We start from the raw sequence: 18,749 nt of genomic DNA on the forward strand, positions 1-18,749 counted from the left end.
GGGGCGGAAAAGCACCTCAAGTAGAGAAAAGTGTGATATATAATTAATTTTTATTCTTATTTGCTACTTGCAAACTTTTTGCATTTGTGTATACTTGCAACCGATTTGCAACTAGCATTGCAAGAGGAGTTTTTTAATGAAGAAATTGTTTTTTACAGCAGTTTGTATGATGTTTTTCGGCATCGCTGCGGTAAATCTGTTTGCCGGCGGAAAAACCGAGAAAAACATGGAAGGAAAAGTTGCCGTTGCAGCAACCTTTGATGCGATGAAGGAACTCACGGAAATCGTGGGTAAAGATAAGGTGTATGTCCATACGATTATCCCGCCGGGAGTTGAAGCTCATGATTTTGAACCAAAGGCTGGGGATCTGAAGTTCTTAATGCAGGCAAAAGCCGTTGTTTACAACGGCTTGGGTATGGAACCGTGGCTTATGGATGCGCTCCATGCGGTGAAGCAGGATACGATAAAGACTATCTGCGCAAGTAACGGTATTAAACCGATCGAACTCGCAGAAGGACACCACCATCATCATCACCACCACCACGAAGATGAGCACGATCATGATCACGACGAACATGACCATGATCATGATGACGACCACGATGCAGTTGATCCTCATGCGTGGTTGAGCCTTGAATCCGCTAAAGTGATGGTTAAGAATATCGCCGACGGTTTAAGCGAGGTAGATCCTGCAAATGCCGCTTTCTATAAGGCGAATGCCGCAGTTTTTATTGCGAATGCTGATGCGCTTTTAGCAAAATACCGCGATAATTTTGCTAAAGTATCCCATCGCCGTTTTGTTACCGGACACGCAGCGTTCGGCTATCTTTGCCGTGACTTCGGGCTTGAACAGAATAGTGTCGAAGATGTATTTTCTGCCGGAGAACCGAGTGCACAACAATTAGCAAAATTAGCAGATTATTGTAACCAATATGGAATTAAAGTTGTTTTCTCCGAAAATGCGGCCAGCCCGCAAGTTTCGGCTACCTTAGCAAAAGAAGTTGGGGCTTCGGTGCAAACAATTTATACGATCGAGTCGGCTGAGGACGGTTTATCCTATATGGAACGGATGACCTCCAATATAGAAAAAATTTACAAAAGCCTGGCACGGTAAGCTTAAATCTTACGTGTCGGCTTAATACAAACAATAGCTAATCCCGGTGATAGTCATTGTACGGCCTTTACATCTCTCCTTTAGCCGTACCGTGATTATCACCTTTTTTTTGCCTCGATGCGGTTTTGCCGTCCTTTTGTGCAAAATTTTGGATAAAATTTTGCACATTTTATTTTTGAGAAAAAGGACAATTGCATCAGACAAATACATCAAAATTGCAGAATAATGGAGATTGGGTAAGCATTTGAACCGCGAAGAGGTTCAACTCTGCTTGGACGATCTCCATTATTCTGCGGGGTTGCCAAGAACCACCTGATGCAATTGCCTTGCGCCTTCCTCATTGACAGATAGGTAACTCTGCATAATAATGATGGAAAGGAACGTAGAGGGCTTATGCTTGAATTATGTATTCTGTTGCTGTTTTCCGTCAGTTTAATTATCTGCGTTATTCTTGACTATTCAATTCTATATGCGTTGATATTCGGCTATGCGCTTTTCTTCACGTTCGGCCTTATTAAAGGCAAAACGTGGAAAGATATGCTCTGCTATTCCTTCCGCGGTATTCTTACCGTAAAAAATATTCTGATAATTTTTATATTGATAGGCAGCATCACTGCAATATGGCGTGCGTGCGGAACCATTGCTTTTATCGTCTACTATGCATCCATGTTCGCGGTGCCGCAAGCAATGGTGCTGATCTGTTTTCTGCTATGCTGTTTTGTATCGTTTTTGATGGGTACTGCCTTCGGAAGCGCCGCTACCATCGGTGTTATCTGTATGACGCTGGCAAACAGTATGAACATTCCCGTTATATATGCAGGGGGCGCCGTTATTTCGGGGATATTTTTCGGAGACCGCTGCTCACCGATGTCGTCGGGAGCGCATCTCATCAGCGGATTAACGCATACTGATGTCTTCAATAATATCAAAACGATGGTGAAAACCGCATTTATCCCCTTTATTGTCACGGCGGTTCTGTATGGTAGTATCGGGCTTATTATCAATCCCGGTACGGGGAACGGTATGACCTTTCATATCTTTGCCGACTCCTACAACCTTTCGCTTTTTACGATTATTCCTGCCGGCATCATTATTCTTTTTTCCTTGCTGAAAATCGATGTAAAAATAACAATGACTGTCAGCTGTCTTGCGGGATTGTTCTGCGGCGGACTTTTTCAGCATATACATGCAGAAGAGCTGATAAAAATAGTCTTTTTCGGTTTTCACCCTCAGGATGCGGAACTGGCAAAACTTATGACCGGCGGCGGGATTGTTTCTATGATACGGGTATCGATAATTATCTGTATTTCATCCTGTTATTCGGGAATGTTTAAGGGAACTCATTTTTTTGCAGGGATACAGCGGTTCATGGAGCGGCTCAGCAAACGGATTACTGCATTCGGTAGTGTTCTTACTGCATCCGTATTTGCTTCGGCGATTGCCTGCAATCAAACATTGGCGATTATACTTACTCATCAAGTATGCGACGATCTTATAGAAGATAAAAACACCCTTGCATCTTACTTGGAGAATACCGCCGTTGTTGTTGCGCCTCTGATGCCGTGGTCGATAGCGGTAAGCGTTCCGTTGACTTCAATCGGTGCGCCGTCGGTAGTGCTTGTAGCAGCCTTTTTTCTGTACTTAATCCCGCTGTGGAATTTTTTTGTGAATATCGTACGACACCGCACTCGTAAATAAGCAATATTTCGGAAACGGGGCTTATCTTGACAGTTATCCAAATAGATAAGATAATACATACAGTATGTCTGTTGTAATTATCTCTATTTTCATCATTATCGCAGTTGTTGCCGTCGTAACAGTTGTTATGACGGGGCTTAAAGGCCGCGGAACATTATCGATCGGCAAAAAAAATAAGGCCGCAGTAATACGCGAAGCAACAAAGCGGCTTGCGCAAAATCCGAACGACAGCGCCGCACTTTTAATGGTCGGAGATATATACTTTCAGGATCAAGACTGGGAAAAGGCCTATGCTTCTTATGCGCCGCTGTTGGATCAGATGAGCGGGCGTATTCCATCGGAGCAATTTGAAATCAGCTTACGGTACGGCATCAGCGCAATGAAAACAGACCGGTTTGCAGAAGCGAAGAAAGGGCTTTTGCTGGCAAAAAATATTAATCCCAACCATTTTGAAATAAACTATAACCTCGGATATATTTACTATATTCAAAAAGAATATGAAAAAGCGGTTCCGTTTTTGCGGAAAGCATTGCTCACTCAACCTGATAACGTGATGGCGTTAAAATATCTTGGCTATACGCTCCAAAGTTTACGGAAATATCAAGAGGCGCTTCCCAGCTTGAAAAAAGTCTTAGATGTGCAGCCGGATAATAAGGAAGCACTCTTTGCAATGGGAGAATGTTTTTATGAAGTCGGCTCGAATGATCAAGCATTAAAAATCTTTACGCATTTGCGGGTATCTCCCGAAGTGGGGCCTCGTGCAGCGCTCTATGCAGGGTTAATACGGATGCGTGCGAGTCAATTGGATAAGGCAATTGAAGATTTTGAAATCGGTCTAAAACATGACAGCATTCCGTTGGATATCATGAACGAGCTGCGCTATAATTTAGCTGCTGCACGGATTAAAACGCAAGATTTACAAAAAGCACTGATCCAATTAAAAGAAATCCAGACCGTCAGTCCGGGCTATAAAGATGTTGCTTCCCTTATTATGCGGTATCAGGAATTAAATCAGAATAAAAACCTCCATACATATTTGATGGCAGGGCAGAGTGAATTTGTCGGATTGTGCCGCAAAATCGTTTCTCGTTTCTTTCCTAACGCTAAAGTGAAGATACTTGATATCAGTGTTCTTGCAACCTATACCGATATTGTTGCGGAAATCGATACGCCCAAATGGGCGGATCTCGTGATATACCGCTTCTTCCGCTCTCAAGGCTCGGTCGGTGAGTTGGTGTTGCGCGACTTTCACGGAAGAATTAAAGAGATGAAGGCCGGTAAGGGGATTTGTATGACTGCCGGTACCTTTACGGAAGAAGCACGCCGCTTTACGGAAGGCCGCCCGTTGGATCTTTTTGATAAGAACCGATTGAACAAAGTCTTAAACGCAATCGGGTAAGTTTTCAAGACAAAAACTGCCGCGACCACCGCAACTGCATCAGAAATATTTTAAGTGGGTGTTTTCCTTCTATGCGAAATTTCATAGGTATAAGGTGAGCGTCTACAATGACGCCGCTCACCTTAACCGTCAAGTTTTCTTTCGAAAACTTGCGCATTGATGTGTGCGCTTTTCGCGCACGAATGCAACAGTTTCCAAAATTCATATTTTGTTCAACCGTTGCATTTTACGGAAATAAAATTTTGCATATTTTTTCTAACAGGTGGTAAACGCATTAGGCCGAGTATATAAAAATCGCAGAAAAATTGAGGCTGATGGTTAAAAATAATTTTTGCGTTAGCCTTTTGAAAAGAGGTGAGGCAGATACGAGGCATGAACAAAAATTACCCACAGGCGTGCTTTTTGCACGTCGAGGATTAATTTTTGTGAAATAACGAAGTAGATGCCCGCATATTTTCAAAAGGAAAGGTTGAGCAGCCACAATCATTCTGCGGGGCTGTCAAGGGTAAGGCCTAATGCGTTTACCGCCGCCGTATTTTTTGTACGGCAGTTTTTAACAAAGAATCACCCGTTATCAAAAGCAGCGTTAAAATAATCAGTGCGAAAAGCGCGGCGCTGATAAAGAGCGGAAGTCCTTGTGCGATAATGCGGGGGTACGCCGCTAACGGATCGTAGAGCCGTGCACCGAAAAAATACAGCGGGGCGGCGGCAATCAGCGAAAAAAGCAGCATCTTAACGGTAAAACCTGTTGCCGATACAAGCAAGGTACGCACATCGATCGAATCGCTTTTGGTAAGAAAATACAGCAGAAGGCCGGTATTGACAGCACTCGCAACGGTCAGTGCCAACGCGATACCGCCGCCTTGCATAATACCCGCCAGAGCTGCCGCAAGCACAATATTGATTCCGAAACACGCAATACCTGCAATCGTGGGACGTTTGGTATCGCTTTGCGCATAAAAAGCCGAGGTTAAAATCCTGTTTAATGCAATAAAAAACAACCCTGCGATATGCCACTGAAAGGCCTGCAAAGTAAGCCGGACAGACTCGTCAGTGAAGCGGCGGCTCTTATACACCAAAATGATAATATGTTCGCCCGAACAGAGCAGGAAAATCGTTGCAGGAACGGTTACGAGCGCAATAATCTTTGCGGCATTCAAGAGCAGTTTTTGAAATACCTCCCATTGCTTATTAACCGCATGGGCGGACAGGTCGGGCAGGATAACCGTGCCGACAGAAACGGCGAAGATGCCGAGAATAAGTTCTTGTAAACGGATTGAATACTGCAAACTTGCCGCGACTCCGACTCCGGAGTATGTCGCAAGCGCCGTGGAAACGAGGTCGTTAATCTGATACACCGCCGTACCTATCAAGGTCGGCACAATCAGCCGTAGGATTTTCCGCGCTCCGGCGTTCCGGACACAGCGCCGGAACGATATCAGCTTAAACGAAAAGCCTGCGCGCAGTACAAAGGGGAGTTGAAACAGCATCTGGAAGGATCCGCCGATTACCACGCCGATTGCCATTGCAAGAGCCGGATTGCCGCAGGGCTTTGCGAGTACAAAGGTGCAGCCGATAACGGACAGGTTAAACAAAATCGGCGTAATCCCTGTCGGTAAAAAGCTGCGGACGCCGTTCAATATTCCTTGAAAGAATGCTGCCACGGAGATAAGTAGCAGGTACGGAAACATGATGCGCGTTAAGAGCACCGTTGCGGAAAAGTCGCCGATTTTCGGAAAGAACACCGCAACAATCAGACCGCTGCACAAAATCCCGATGATGACGGTGCCCGTTACGGCAAAAGACAGCATAGTGAATGTTGCGGAAAGGAACTCCTTCATCGTCGCCTTTGCATCCGGCGTATTGCGTTTTTCTTCCTCCAGATACGTTTGGAAAGTAGGTATAAACGCAACGGTCATGCTGTTTTCGGCAAAGATGCGCCTAAGCAGATTGGGAATCATAAACGCAACGGTAAAGGCGTCCGCAAGGGGGCCGGTGCCGAGGAAGGCTGATTTGGTCATTTCCCGTATCAGCCCCAAAATCCGCGAGATGAGGGTGAGTACGGACAGGCTAATACCGCTTTTGAGTAAAGAAGATTTCCGGTTCATAGATTATCGTTTTTGTGTTATGTACGCTTGGGAATGTCGAAAAAGCAACCGGCTTTTGAAGCATCCCCGCTTTGCGCTATCTGCGGAGCCGGACGCCTTCAATATCGGTGCTGAACAACTCGCGTAAATCGTTGAGCCCCAATGCCATCAGCGCCATACGGTCAATTCCGATACCCCATGCCAGAACGGGAACGTCGATGCCCATCGCCTTGGTAACTTCGGGGCGAAAGATGCCGGATCCGCCCAGTTCAAACCAGCCGAGTACCGGATGCTTGATATGCACCTCTATAGAAGGTTCCGTAAAGGGGAAGTACCCTCCGACATATTTCACTTCGGTGGCGCCGGCAATTTCGACGGCAAACATCTTGAGGATACCGAGCAGCGTTCGCAGGTTGACCTGTTCGCCGAGGACGATACCTTCCGTCTGGTAAAAGTCGGAAAGGTGCGTTGCGTCTACTTTATCGTAGCGGAAGCAGCGCGCAATACCGAAGTATTTACCCGGGATTTTTGCCTTTGCCAGCTGATGAGCGGACAATACCGTGCCTTGGCTGCGGAGCAAAAGCTGTCGAGTAAAATCGCGATCAAAGTGATAATTCCAGCCGCGGCTGCCGCTGTCCCCGCCCGTTTCATGAATTTCCGCAACGCGGGAAAGGAAGGGTTCCTCAATCGCTTTGGCGTGCGTGGGATTTTTTAGGTAATACACATCGTGAATGTCGCGGGCTGCGTGGAACTGCGGCATAAAGAGCGCATCAGAGTTCCAGAAATCCGTTTCGACCAGCGGCCCGTCAAATTCCTCGAAGCCGAGCGACGTGAGTTTATCTTTGACGCTCTCCAAAAAATCAACGTAGGGGTTTGTTCTGCCGGGGATAACGCGGGCTGGCGGCAGCTGGATATTGTAGCTGCGGAAGGTTTGCGTTTTCCATGCGCCTGTTTTAAGACTTTCGGATGTCAGTTGTCCCGTTTCATCGCCGGTAATGCCCGCCGCATTCAAGGCTTTCTGCACTGCGGCAACCATATCCGTAAAGGCGTAAACAATCTCGTCCCGTTCGATAATCTTGAATGCGGTATCCGCAGCGCCGCGCTTTTTCGCAATATCGGCAATGCAGGTCTTTTCGTCATCCGTTAAAGAGTCTTCAGGCAGACGGCACTCGGCAGCCTCCGCGGCACGTTTCAGCAGCGCTTTTTTCAGCAAGAAGTTTTTATCGTCAGGGTCTTTTATATATGCCGCTTTTTTTTCATCATTCATCGCGGCACAGCCCGCCTTGGAAAGTTCCCCGAAGGAAGAGCCGACATCCTTATTCTGTAAACCGAGTTTTTGCGCAATTTCGGGCAGCTTGAGTGGCCCTGCTTCCTTTAACAATAGGATAATCCGCTCGGTAGGCAATCCGTTTTGTGCATAATCCTTGCCAAGCTCCGTCAATTCATAGACAACGGTTGTCTTTCTCGTTTTTTCTTCTACCAATTCCTTGAGCTTGAGCCACGAAAAGGCCTGATTTGCATGACCTTCTTTATACTGCAAAACCTCTTGCAGTTTTTTCGCATATAATCCTTCGCCTATCTTAAAGTTCTTTAATACCTTGATCTCAAGCGGGTGCAGACTTTTTAATACCGATTGAATATCCATAACGGATTCCCCCTTTTTTTCATAAAACGGCTAAAATGATACCTCATTTAGCGATTTTAGTGAATAGGATGAGCGGGATTTGCTGGGAGGGGAGAAGCTCTCAGAGGTTTCTCAGCGATAAATTTTAATTTAAGAAATGATGAATTTTTGATGTAAATTATAGTGTTTTTTCCAGCCATTTTCCTCCAAAAGTCGCATAAGGACTGTAGGAGGTGTGAAAATGAGCAAATCCCATAACAGCTCAATGCATTTCACCGCTCGAAACGACTATGCATTCAAAAAGCTCTTTGGTACTGAAGAGAATAAGGATATCATGATCGAATTTCTCTCTTTGGTTACCCTGTTGAGCAAAGATGATTTTGACGATGTTCGTATCGAAAATAGCGAACAGATTCCCCGATTCTACAACGATAAAACCGGGCGGCTCGACATTAAAATCCGCTTACGCGACGGCCGTAAAATCGATGTAGAGATGCAGAATACCTATTTTGATTATTATCCTAAACGCAGTATCTTTTACTGTTCTAAACTGATCCATGAACATTTTATGAGCGGCTTCCAGTATGCGCAGTTGAAAAAGTGTATTGCAATCAATGTGCTGAATAGCCCGTTTAAGCTGAGCGAAAAGATACATTCAATCTATCAGATACGGGAAACGGAAGAACAAACACTCTTGGATGAGCTTTTGGAGATTCACTTTTTAGACTTAACAAAGCTGCAAAAAGAGAGTTTGACAAGCCTAGAAAAATGGCTTATGTTTATCAAAACAGACAGTAAGGAGGAGCGGTCTATGCTCGCACAAGGAAATCCGGTAATGGCGAAGGCAAATAAGGTGATGGACATCTTTTATCTGGATGAGCAAGAACGGAAGCGGTATGAGGCAGCATGGGAATATGAAAGCGACCGGCTCTCGATGATAAGCGAGTCTGAGCGTAAAGGCCTTGAGCGCGGCTCCCGCCAAAAAGCGCTTGAAACAGCAAAAAACATGCTTACAATGGGCTATCCCCTCGGCGATATTTGTAAAATTGTAGGACTCCCTCAAGCAGAAGTGGAAGCACTTAAATAAATTTTAATTTAAGAAATGATGAATTTTTCCAGCCATTTTCTTCCAAAAGTCACATAGGGACTGTAGGAGGTGTGAAAATGAGCAAATCCCATGGCAGCTCGATGCTGTCCATCGAAGCTCTTTTTCATCGGCGCCTCCTCATTTCGCCTTACAGCTTTTCTACTTCCGCTTGGGATAGGCCGGTTGCTTGTGCGATCTTCTCAATCGATAGTCCTAAACCGAGTAAATTCTTTGCCGTTTCAAGCGCTTTTTGATATGCACCTTGGGCTATGCCTTCGCTTCTACCTTGGGCTATACCGGCTTGCATTCCTTGGGCTATACCGGCTCTGCGTGCGTCCATTTCAAATGATTTTAATAACATATACTCCCTCCGTTTCTCTTCGTCTTCTTTGGTTTCATTTACTTTCTCCTCCAGCTTTCTAGTGAATACCGTATTCGGACTTTGTCCGTTCATGTAAGATAAAAAGGCTTTTAGGTTTTCTTCCGCCTGTTCCGAAGCAGTACTGTTGATGATTATTTTTGTAGTTCCATCAGTAAATTCCTGTTCCGCTTCGCTACAGTAAGGTTTTATCGTGTAAACGGGTAAGCCTTTTTCCAAGTAATCAAAGGTACATAAAAAGATGATAAAAGTGTCAGGCAAATCATTGTAGTCACCGCCCTTGTTAATTGCGCTGTTGTCTATCGCACATTGGTAATAGCGCATTCTCTCTGGTAAGTTTCGTTCGTTCGTGGTTTGCATTTCTATATCATAGAGTTTTCCTGTCTCATCTTCTATCATTATATCAAGCCTCACGCCCTTGGAAGCTATTTGATTTTCGATAGGTTTTTGTCTAAAAAGCCGTACAATTTTACCGACCTTGTTTCTAAGAATCATTGACAATAGTTCTTTGCACAGTTCTTCATCCTGCATTACGGTACAGAACATATAATCATCGGCTATCGTCAAGTCATCAAAGCTCTTTTTCATCGGCACCTCCTTGCTTTTATCTTTCGGTATGCGATGTTTACCACCGGTGAAACTCGAACACGGGTATCCGAGTTTTATACAGTATACCGCACTCACCGCATTTTTGTAAGCCGATAGGTTTTCAGTTTTTGGACGGCCCCATCGCTTCTGCTTGAAACCCCCGCCATCCATGGCGGAGCAAAGAAAAAAGTCTCTACCGGTAAAGAACAAAAACTGATAGACTGACTACGATTTATACGAACTAACTCTTTTGAAAAGAGGTGGAGCAGATACGAGGCGTGAACAAAAATTACCCGCAAGCACGGTAAAAAATGTACATCCCTGCACATTTTTTACCTACGTGTTTGCAAGACAAACACGTAGCAGACTAAAACCAGCGGCATCCGTGCCGCTTCTGATACGTTGAGGACTAATTTTTGTGAAATAACGAAGTAGGTGCCCACATATTTTCAAAAGATAGGAGGTAAGGTAAGTGCTCGCACAAGGAAATCCGGTAATGGCGAAGGCAAATAAGGTGATGGACATCTTTTATCTGGATGAGCAAGAACGGAAGCGGTATGAGGCAGCGTGGGAATATGAAAGCGACCGGCTCTCGATGATAAGCGAGTCTGAGCGTAAAGGCCTTGAGCGCGGCTCCCGCCAAAAAGCGCTCGAAACGGCAAAAACCATGCTTACAATGGGTTATCCACTCAATGATATTTGTAAAATTGTAGGACTCCCTCAAGCAGAAGTGGAAGCGCTTCAGTAACTACGCATTATTCGCGGTATCCCCTGCGATTTTACAAAAACAGGGTTGATTATTGCTTCTATATTATATGTAATAATTATATGGAAGAGAGGTTGTCCGTAACAAAAAAAAAGCAAAAAAGTTACAAAATAAGTGATTGACAAATAAAAAAAAATCAGCTAGCATATTTTTAATTAAGTTTGGCCGCACAAAAGCGTGTTACGCTTTGGCCAAGAAAGTATTAAAGGAGGTATTTTTCATTATGAAAAAATATCTACTCGTAAGCTTGACTATTCTTTTTGCTGCTACTTTTGTGTGGGCGCAAAATGCTGCAACTGCAGAACCGAGCGTCGATATCGAAGCCGACGCAACCTTGAGCTGGGGTGTTGACCTCGGTCCGGGCGGTGTAAAACACGGATTTAAAAACGAAGCTTCTTGGAGCGTAAAATTCCCGCTTCTCAAGAAGGCTGATAAAACATCCACAAAGAACGACGTCCCCGTATATGGAGAAGTTAGTTTAACAGATGTGGAGCTGAATATCCTCAGCGAAAAAGACAGTGGTGGACACTTTGCGCTGGACGGGAAAGTAGATGGTCTTGAAGCTACATTATTTATCTATGGCGCTTATTTGACCGTATTTGATACGCCCAGTTTTAAAGCCAATTATGCCGAAATATGGTTGCCGGTCGATAAAAATAAGAAATATCGTAAAGATGACTATAAATTTAAACCAGGATTTAGCGGTTATGGTACCAAGATCGGCTATGCAAACAAGGACTTTATGGATTTGGATGTTGGCTTAAAACTTGGTTCCAGCAGCAATTGGAAACCTGCTTCTAAGTCTCAAGCTCAAACCATGAAGTATTTTGATGGTAATACCATGTTAGATGAAGGTGAGTTCATATATAGCGAAGAGCTTGGCGGTTGGGTAGAAGGCGGTTCTCTGCACGGTACTCCTCCCGCACCGCTCTGGTTCCCTGAACCCGGCTATTACCCCTTCGTGACAAAGGCCGATGGAGATTCTAAAACAGATTTCTACTATGGTCTCGGTTTTGATCTTTCTATGAAGCCGCTTGATAAGATGCTTGCTTTTGCTCTTACCGTTAACACAACACTTAGCAACCAGTATGATACTAATCATAACCTCAGCATTGGTGCTGAAGTAACTTCTGAGCCGATGGATGGCTTAAAGTTAAGAGCTGCTTTTGATGGTGGACTTAAATATACATCTCGTGTATTTAATTGGGACACTGTATTTACTGCTGAGTATAAATGGATAGGTGCCGGTGTGTATGTCGGTTCAGCTGGTACACCTATTGGAAATGGTCGTACTGATATGGCTGTGTTTGCACAGTTTGTAACAAAGGGTGATAAGAAAGATGCAACCAATCTGGTTGAAGGTTTGGATGCAGGTGTCTATGTCGGTATGTATCAACTGCTTGGTGCTTCGAAATTCCCGCTCTTTGCAAAGGTTTGGGGTGCATACAAGATTAATATCAACGATTCTATGTGGTTAAAACCCTTTGCTGATGTCTGGCTTGAAACCAACCATGGATCTTCTGCAGTTGGTCTTGCCTATGACCTCGGTGTAAAATTCAGCCCGGTTGAAAAGGTTGAAGTACAAGCCAAGTGGAATCATGGTTCAATTACCAAGAATAAATACCTTGGTGTTATTAATAAGTCTGTTATCGATGGGCAACACTACGGTGCATTCGTTCTTTCACTCAAAGTTAGCTACTAAGCCGTATTCGGCCTAACAGCTACACTTAAAAGCCTGTTCCGCACTGCGCGGGGCAGGCTTTTTTTGTTGATAATGCGGTTGGTGGAAAGTTGAGGATAGGCTGAATCGGAAAACCCTGTTATACTATCGATATGAACATTCCGCGCAAACTACCGATCGGTGTACAGAGTTTTAAAGATTTACGAGAAAAAGGTTTTCTATATGTGGATAAAACCGAATATCTTTTTCAATTAATCAGTAACAGTAAGGTTTATTTCCTCAGCCGTCCGCGGCGGTTCGGCAAAAGCCTTTTTCTTTCAACCTTGGCTGCATATTTCCGCGGGCAAAAAGAGCTGTTTAAAGACCTCTATATCGAAAAAGCTGAAGAAGCGCAAGCGGTACAAGAAGCCAGAGCTGCGTGGCAAGAATATCCGGTGCTGTATTTTGACTTTAACATTGGGCAGTATCTGGAAAACGGAGTTTTGAACGAGCGGCTCGATTCTTTATTAAAAGAACCGGAAAGTCTATACGGTATACAAGTAACAAAAGAAGAAAAGTCTTTTTTTGCCTCACGTTTTGAACGGCTCATAAAGGCTGTATATCAAAAAACCGGCAAACAAGCTGTTATTCTCGTAGACGAATACGATAAGCCTTTGCTGCAAACGATGGGGGAAAATGCAGAACTCAATGAACAGTACCGTAATACGCTCAAAGCTTTTTACTCTGTGATTAAAACCTGTGATGAATATATCCGGTTTGCGTTTTTGACGGGGGTAACAAAGTTCAGTAAAATCAGTATTTTCAGCGATCTGAATAATCTAAACGATATAAGTCTACTACCCAAATATGCCGGTATCTGCGGTATCAGCCAAAGTGAATTGGAAAATACCTTTGCTCCGGAAATTGAAGCGCTTGCACAGGCAAATGAGCTTACCTACGATGAAACACTTAAACAGCTAAAGCAAAATTATGACGGTTACTGTTTTGCTCAAGCAGCTGAAAACATGTATAACCCGTTCAGCCTGTTGCGAGTATTTGACGGACAGATTTTCCAAAGCTACTGGTTTGCAACCGGGACGCCGACTTTTTTAGTTAATTACCTTAAAGACGCGCACTATTATATTCCCGATCTGGACGGAAAGGTAGAACTTGATGAAGAAGGTTTACAAACATACCGAGCCGTTGCAAAGGAACCGTTTCCGATTCTTTTTCAATCAGGGTATTTGACGATTAAAGAGTATATAAAGGAAGCGCGGTTGTACCGGCTTGGCTTTCCAAATGATGAGGTACGGTACGGCTTTTTAAAGAATTTACTGCCTGCATATTCATCGGTGCAACCTGCTGAAACAGGAAAGTCGATATGGCGATTTGTGGAAGATATCCGCAAGGGTGATGTAAACGGCTTTATGGAACGGATACAGTCGATCATCGCCGGTATTCCGTACGATAACTTCACCGAGAAAAATTTGAAGCTGCGAGAACAAAATTACCAGACCGCAGTGTATCTCGTCTTCACACTGATGGGACAGTTCGTACAAACGGAAGTGCATTGCTCAACTGGGCGCAGTGATTGCGTCATACAAACCGTCGATAGCATCTATATCTTCGAGTTTAAGCTTTTTAGCAACGGTAGTGCGGAAGATGCAATTAATCAGATAAAGGAGAACCGCTATGCCGCGCAGTACAAGGCAGACGGAAAGAAGATTGTATTGATCGGCAGCTCTTTTGATGAACAAGCGCGGACAATTAAAGACTGGAAGACAGAGCAACTATAGGGAATCTCAAAAACTCTCTGATTCGTGTGTTTTGTGGTAAAAGTTGCATTTATTTATAAAAAAGAGTATCATCCCGTTATGAATAAAGCTTTACAGACGTTAATAGACCGCGGATTTTTTCAGCAATGTACTAATGTGGAAGCACTGTCCGCGTTAATGGATAAAGGACCGGTTACGTTTTACATCGGTACCGATCCTACCGGCGGTAGTTTGCACATCGGGCACCTTGTGCCGCAGTTTGCACTCCGGCATTTACGCGATGTGGGGCATATCGGTATTGCGCTGCTTGGCGGAGGTACGGGGCGCATCGGCGACCCTTCCGGCAAGACTGAAATGCGCAAGATGCTGGATTATCAACAGCTTGATGAAAATGTTGAAAAGATAAAAGCACAACTTGACCGGTTTATCGGTTTTGACGGAAAAACCGCCTTTCCAGAAAACAATAAAAATTGGCTGGCGGATCTGAATTATATCGATTTTCTTCGGGACATCGGCTCCTGTTTTTCGGTTAATAAGATGCTTTCGTTTGAGGCATACAAAATCCGTATGGAAACAGGGCTATCCTTCCTCGAATTTAACTATCAGTTGCTGCAAAGTTACGACTTTTTAATGCTTCACCAAAAACATCACTGCTGCCTGCAAATAGGCGGAGACGACCAGTGGGGCAATATCGTCGCAGGGGTTGACCTCGTTCGGCGCAAGACCGGTGATGAAGTATTCGGGCTTACCTTCCCGCTCATTACCCGCAGCGACGGTAAAAAAATGGGAAAGAGCGAAAAAGGCGCACTCTTCTTAAACAAAGAGATGACCCCCGTATTCGACTTTTTCCAGTATTGGCGGAATGTTGATGACGCCGATGTGCGCCGCTTTATGCTGCTGTTTACCTTTTTGCCGATCGAAGAGATTGACCGTATCTGTGCAGGCAATATTAATGAGGCAAAAGAGCGGCTTGCATGGGAAGTTACCAAAGAAATACACGGTAAGGATGAAGCAGATACAGCGCTTGCCGGTGCTAAAGCCGCATTCGGCGGCGGCGGCGATAAAAGCGCTATGCCGACCGTAGAAATGAACCGTAGTGTTTTTGAGCAGGGGATTTCGATTGTCGATCTATTTGTACAAAGCGGTTTATGCGCCACTAAAAGTGATGCCCGCCGTTTAATAGAGCAGGGAGGGGCACTTGTTGCAGGCGAATCGGTTACCGATTTTAAAGCGGTCATTACCGCCGCCGCCTTGGATGAAACAGGAGAACTTATTCTCCGTGCCGGTAAAAAGCGGTTTAGCCGTATCGTTACCCGCTAAGTTTGGCAATATGCAAAGGGCAGTTTGAAAAGTATGCAGCTTTTAAGACTGCCCTTTGTTGTTTTATTGTTTGAGTGAAAAGTAATAGCGTGCCCACGCTTTATCGTCGATTAAGATATGATTAAACAGCCAGTCGCGCAAAAAGCGGACAAATGAGTTGGGAACGAATTGTTTGCCGTTTTTATAGGCATTAACTGATTTTAAAATTTCTTTAACAAACAGTTCATGTTTTTGTTTGTGTTCTTTTAACGCCGGATAGTTCATTTCTTCCATGATAACTTCTTCATCTTTAAAGTGAATCATTACATAGTCTACCAATTCTTTCATTACATCTCTAAAGGTCTCTTCAAGTTCTGCTTTTTCACCAAGACAAGCATTGTATAAGTTATTGATCAAATCAACGAGGTGGCGGTGCTGTTTATCGACACTCGGTACCCCCACATCATAGCTGACATCCCACGAAACAAATTTTTCCATCATTGACTCCTCGTATTCGCAACTATTACACATTTTACAGGTGATGTAAAGCCCGTATCAATATGGCTGCTTTTTACCTATATCAGCTTCGCGATCTTGCTGTAGAGGCTATTAACCGCAGCAGTTTGCGCTTCATCCAGTCCTGCCCCTGCACTGTCGATAAGCTGCTGCAAGGAAGCAAGGTTTTCGTGCAGCGCAGTGTGAAACCCGCGCGAAGTTTTAAGCCAGAAAGTACCGTTGCCGTCGTTGAACAGGGTGATAAAGCCGAGCTGTTTGCTCTTCTGCTTTGCCGTTACCGTCCGGAAGATGAGCGGCAGCTGCTCCAGCAGGGCGACTGTGTCATCAGGCAACGTGAAATTCTTGGTGCGCGGGAATGGCGTATCGGATTCGAGCGGCTGCAGCGGAAAAGCTTCGGCGATGCTTAACACCAAGCCGAGTTTCTCTCCGGCAAGCAGTTCATAGCTGCCGAAGGTAATCTTTGCGCGCAGGTTTTTCAGCTGTTCAAGCTGGCCGTCATAGACGATACCACTGGCCTCTGCCCGCAGCTGCTCCACCGTATGGCTGAACTGTTCCCACGGCAGCAAGAGCTGCTTTTTCCCTTTCATCTTTTGTATAATGTACGGGGTGCCGCAGATGGATACCGTCTGCGCCTGTTTTTCAGCTGCGGTACCGGTGCTGCCGGAGCCTTTTCTGTCTGCGGTTTCCGATGCCGCTGCGGAACCGTGTGGTGCAGCCCTTCCTGCGCTGCCGGAGAGCTTTCCGGACGCACCGGCTCCCTGCGCGTTTTTACCTCCGGCTCTTCCGGTTCCGACGGCAGACCGATCAGCCCTGCCTTCAGCAGTGCCGGCCTTTGCCCGCGCTTCCTGCGCCGCTTTTTTGTCAAGGAGCGCAGGGGCGACTAGCGCTACAATGTCTTTGGAAAGGGGCGAGACTGACATGGCATACATCCGCGACGTATGCACAATCTCTCCTGCGACGATAAAGGCTTGATGCTCCTTATACATACAGGAACCCGGATGGATGGAAATCTTTTCGGTTGTCAGGCTGCGGTACACATCCCGCCCCTGCGCAGCGCACACAAATTGGATCATGCCGCGGGCAACCGCCGTCAAATAATCCGCCGGTTTTCCACCGGAGAGAATCGGCACGCCCATATCGGAGACAATCAGCTCCAGCTGCTCTTTGATATTGGCAATTTCCGCCATAATCCGCTCGTCGAGGTAAAAGCGGTCGCAAAACTTCTTTTGGTTTTCTGCTTGCATATACTGCCGGTACACTTTAAGGAAGGACACAAAGTCTCCGAGCGGATCGCGGAATGCTGCGTGGGCTTTTCTCGCTTCAAGCTCCTGCCCGTCGGGGAAGAGGAAGGGGCTGCGTGCCGATAAAAAGCCCGCGGCAATCAATACATCCTCAATCGATTCGGGATAATAGAGCACTGCCTCTACAATCATACGGGATTGGCGCGGGCTGAGCGGGAAAAGGCACATCATCTGCCCGATTTTACTCAGGCTGTTATCGCTCTCCAACGCGCCGAGCATATTGAGCGTATCCACCGCACCGATAATACCCTTCTTGCCGGGCGGGGAGATAAAATCGAAGTTCGCAAAGTCGTAGATACCGAGCTCCGCCATCCGCATTACCACCTCCGAGAGGTCGGTGCGGTAGATTTCTTCCGTGGTGTACATAACGCGGGTTTCAAAATCCTTGCGGGTGTAGAGGCGGTAGCATACCCCCTCCTGTGTCCGTCCGGCGCGTCCCCGCCGTTGATTACACGATGCCTTCGACACCGGCGCTTCATCCAAGCTGGATGTGTAGGTAAAGGGATTGTAAAAATTCAGCTTTGACAAGCCTGAGTCGATAACGGCAGCAATATCGTTGATGGTGATGGAGGTTTCGGCAATATTTGTTGCGATAACAATCTTCTTTTTCCCGAACGGCGGGGACTTAAACACCCGCTCCTGCTCTTCCTTGCTCAAGCGCCCGTACAGCGGCAGCGGATAGAGCTTGCGGAACCACGGCTCATGCGAGAGCCGCTCGATGCAGTTCTTAATCGCCCGTTCACCGGGGAGAAACACGAGAATGGCGCCGGGGCGGCCTTCGCTTAAAATTCGCCCGACAATCATCGCGATTTTATCGAGCAGCGCGGTTTCGGCAGCAAGCGTCTCTGTGGAAGCGGTGATGGCAGGAGGATCAAAGATGAGAGTAACCGGATAGGTCATCGCATCGATTTTAATAACCGGACACTCGTTAAAATACATCGAAAACATATCGGTATTGATGGTTGCCGACGAGATAATCACTTTAAAATCATGCCGCTCCTGTAAAATCCGCTTGAGCAGCCCGAGGATAAAATCGATATTCAAACTGCGCTCATGCGCCTCATCTACCATAATAACGGAATACTTGCTGAGCCATGGGTCAAGTTTGAGCTCCTGCAAGAGAATCCCGTCGGTCATAATCTTTATCTTGGTTTCCGGCGAGGTATGATCTTCAAACCGCATCTTGTAGCCGACTAAATCGCCGAGCGGAACTTTTAGTTGGTTTGCGATAAACTCGCTGACGGAAAGAGCGGCAATCCGCCGCGGCTGGGTAACGCCGATCATACCGGTCTGCGTATATCCCGCCTCATGTAAAATTACCGGCAGCTGGGTAGTCTTACCCGACCCGGTAGGGCTTTCAACGACAATAACCTGATGGCGTTCTAAACTCTCTAAAATCCGTGCCTTTTGTTCATAAACAGGCAGCTGTGTATATTTCATAATCGGAAAAAGTATA

The 18,749-nt window shown here is 45.6% G+C and carries 13 protein-coding genes; 8 read left to right on the forward strand and 5 right to left on the reverse strand.

Annotated elements, in window-relative coordinates; all coding sequences use genetic code 11:
* The first annotated feature begins 136 nt into the window (after positions 1-136).
* From E4N65_RS01480 to E4N65_RS01490, 3 genes are all read left to right on the forward strand, one after another.
* Positions 137-1,114, forward strand: coding sequence for a metal ABC transporter solute-binding protein, Zn/Mn family (locus E4N65_RS01480; RefSeq protein ID WP_044013940.1), 978 nt, complete (start codon positions 137-139; stop codon positions 1,112-1,114).
* Positions 1,115-1,507: 393 nt separating this feature from the next.
* A complete protein-coding gene (locus tag E4N65_RS01485; RefSeq protein WP_044013938.1) occupies positions 1,508-2,812 on the forward strand; it encodes a Na+/H+ antiporter NhaC family protein in 1,305 nt (434 codons plus the stop codon).
* 64 nt (positions 2,813-2,876) lie between these two features.
* Complete coding sequence (locus E4N65_RS01490; RefSeq protein WP_044013936.1) at positions 2,877-4,211, forward strand: tetratricopeptide repeat protein; 1,335 nt, start codon at positions 2,877-2,879, stop codon at positions 4,209-4,211.
* A gap of 521 nt (positions 4,212-4,732) precedes the next feature.
* On the opposite strand, the gene murJ is transcribed toward E4N65_RS01490, so the two are convergent.
* On the reverse strand, positions 4,733-6,319 hold the full coding sequence (murJ, locus tag E4N65_RS01495; protein WP_044013934.1) for a murein biosynthesis integral membrane protein MurJ: 1,587 nt from the start codon (positions 6,317-6,319) through the stop codon (positions 4,733-4,735).
* A 76-nt stretch (positions 6,320-6,395) separates the two neighbouring features.
* Positions 6,396-7,943, reverse strand: coding sequence for a phenylalanine--tRNA ligase subunit alpha (locus E4N65_RS01500; RefSeq protein ID WP_044013932.1), 1,548 nt, complete (start codon positions 7,941-7,943; stop codon positions 6,396-6,398).
* A gap of 220 nt (positions 7,944-8,163) precedes the next feature.
* Between E4N65_RS01500 and E4N65_RS01505 the strand changes: the two genes are divergently transcribed.
* Positions 8,164-9,009: an Rpn family recombination-promoting nuclease/putative transposase gene (locus E4N65_RS01505; RefSeq protein WP_253673738.1), complete on the forward strand. Its 846-nt coding sequence runs from the start codon at positions 8,164-8,166 to the stop codon at positions 9,007-9,009.
* Between the two features lie 148 nt (positions 9,010-9,157).
* On the opposite strand, the gene E4N65_RS01510 is transcribed toward E4N65_RS01505, so the two are convergent.
* Entirely contained in the window at positions 9,158-9,976 is an 819-nt protein-coding gene (locus tag E4N65_RS01510; RefSeq protein ID WP_253673740.1) for an Rpn family recombination-promoting nuclease/putative transposase, read from the reverse strand.
* A 472-nt stretch (positions 9,977-10,448) separates the two neighbouring features.
* On the opposite strand from E4N65_RS01510, the gene E4N65_RS01515 reads away from it, so the two are divergent.
* The 4 genes from E4N65_RS01515 (at position 10,449) to tyrS (ending at position 15,497) form a co-directional block, all read left to right on the forward strand.
* Positions 10,449-10,724, forward strand: a complete 276-nt coding sequence (locus E4N65_RS01515; RefSeq protein ID WP_253673742.1) for an Rpn family recombination-promoting nuclease/putative transposase — start codon at positions 10,449-10,451, stop codon at positions 10,722-10,724.
* A gap of 241 nt (positions 10,725-10,965) precedes the next feature.
* Positions 10,966-12,444 (forward strand): major outer sheath protein Msp, encoded by a 1,479-nt coding sequence (locus tag E4N65_RS01520; RefSeq protein ID WP_253673744.1) that lies wholly within the window; start codon positions 10,966-10,968, stop codon positions 12,442-12,444.
* 131 nt (positions 12,445-12,575) lie between these two features.
* The gene (locus E4N65_RS01525; protein ID WP_253673746.1) at positions 12,576-14,198 is read left to right on the forward strand and encodes an ATP-binding protein; all 1,623 of its coding nucleotides are present in this window, start codon (positions 12,576-12,578) and stop codon (positions 14,196-14,198) included.
* Positions 14,199-14,276: 78 nt separating this feature from the next.
* On the forward strand, positions 14,277-15,497 hold the full coding sequence (tyrS, locus tag E4N65_RS01530) for a tyrosine--tRNA ligase (RefSeq protein WP_253673748.1): 1,221 nt from the start codon (positions 14,277-14,279) through the stop codon (positions 15,495-15,497).
* Positions 15,498-15,560: 63 nt separating this feature from the next.
* On the opposite strand, the gene E4N65_RS01535 is transcribed toward tyrS, so the two are convergent.
* On the reverse strand, positions 15,561-15,974 hold the full coding sequence (locus E4N65_RS01535; RefSeq protein WP_371921846.1) for a bacteriohemerythrin: 414 nt from the start codon (positions 15,972-15,974) through the stop codon (positions 15,561-15,563).
* 77 nt (positions 15,975-16,051) lie between these two features.
* Complete coding sequence (locus E4N65_RS01540) at positions 16,052-18,733, reverse strand: helicase-related protein (protein WP_253673751.1); 2,682 nt, start codon at positions 18,731-18,733, stop codon at positions 16,052-16,054.
* Between the last annotated feature and the right edge of the window lie 16 nt (positions 18,734-18,749).

The organism is Treponema sp. OMZ 855 (genome assembly GCF_024181145.1).
Taxonomy (GTDB): Bacteria; Spirochaetota; Spirochaetia; order Treponematales; family Treponemataceae; genus Treponema.

What these genes read in the sequence shown, in the direction of transcription:
- E4N65_RS01510 (WP_253673740.1), bottom strand. Translation starts at nt 9,976, where the DNA reads ATGAAAAAGAGCTTTGATGACTTGACGATAGCCGATGATTATATGTTC.
- E4N65_RS01490 (WP_044013936.1), top strand. Translation starts at nt 2,877, where the DNA reads ATGTCTGTTGTAATTATCTCTATTTTCATCATTATCGCAGTTGTTGCC.
- E4N65_RS01540 (WP_253673751.1), bottom strand. Translation starts at nt 18,733, where the DNA reads ATGAAATATACACAGCTGCCTGTTTATGAACAAAAGGCACGGATTTTA.
- E4N65_RS01480 (WP_044013940.1), top strand. Translation starts at nt 137, where the DNA reads ATGAAGAAATTGTTTTTTACAGCAGTTTGTATGATGTTTTTCGGCATC.
- E4N65_RS01535 (WP_371921846.1), bottom strand. Translation starts at nt 15,974, where the DNA reads ATGGAAAAATTTGTTTCGTGGGATGTCAGCTATGATGTGGGGGTACCG.
- E4N65_RS01485 (WP_044013938.1), top strand. Translation starts at nt 1,508, where the DNA reads ATGCTTGAATTATGTATTCTGTTGCTGTTTTCCGTCAGTTTAATTATC.
- murJ (WP_044013934.1), bottom strand. Translation starts at nt 6,319, where the DNA reads ATGAACCGGAAATCTTCTTTACTCAAAAGCGGTATTAGCCTGTCCGTA.
- E4N65_RS01500 (WP_044013932.1), bottom strand. Translation starts at nt 7,943, where the DNA reads ATGGATATTCAATCGGTATTAAAAAGTCTGCACCCGCTTGAGATCAAG.
- tyrS (WP_253673748.1), top strand. Translation starts at nt 14,277, where the DNA reads ATGAATAAAGCTTTACAGACGTTAATAGACCGCGGATTTTTTCAGCAA.
- E4N65_RS01505 (WP_253673738.1), top strand. Translation starts at nt 8,164, where the DNA reads ATGAGCAAATCCCATAACAGCTCAATGCATTTCACCGCTCGAAACGAC.
- E4N65_RS01525 (WP_253673746.1), top strand. Translation starts at nt 12,576, where the DNA reads ATGAACATTCCGCGCAAACTACCGATCGGTGTACAGAGTTTTAAAGAT.
- E4N65_RS01520 (WP_253673744.1), top strand. Translation starts at nt 10,966, where the DNA reads ATGAAAAAATATCTACTCGTAAGCTTGACTATTCTTTTTGCTGCTACT.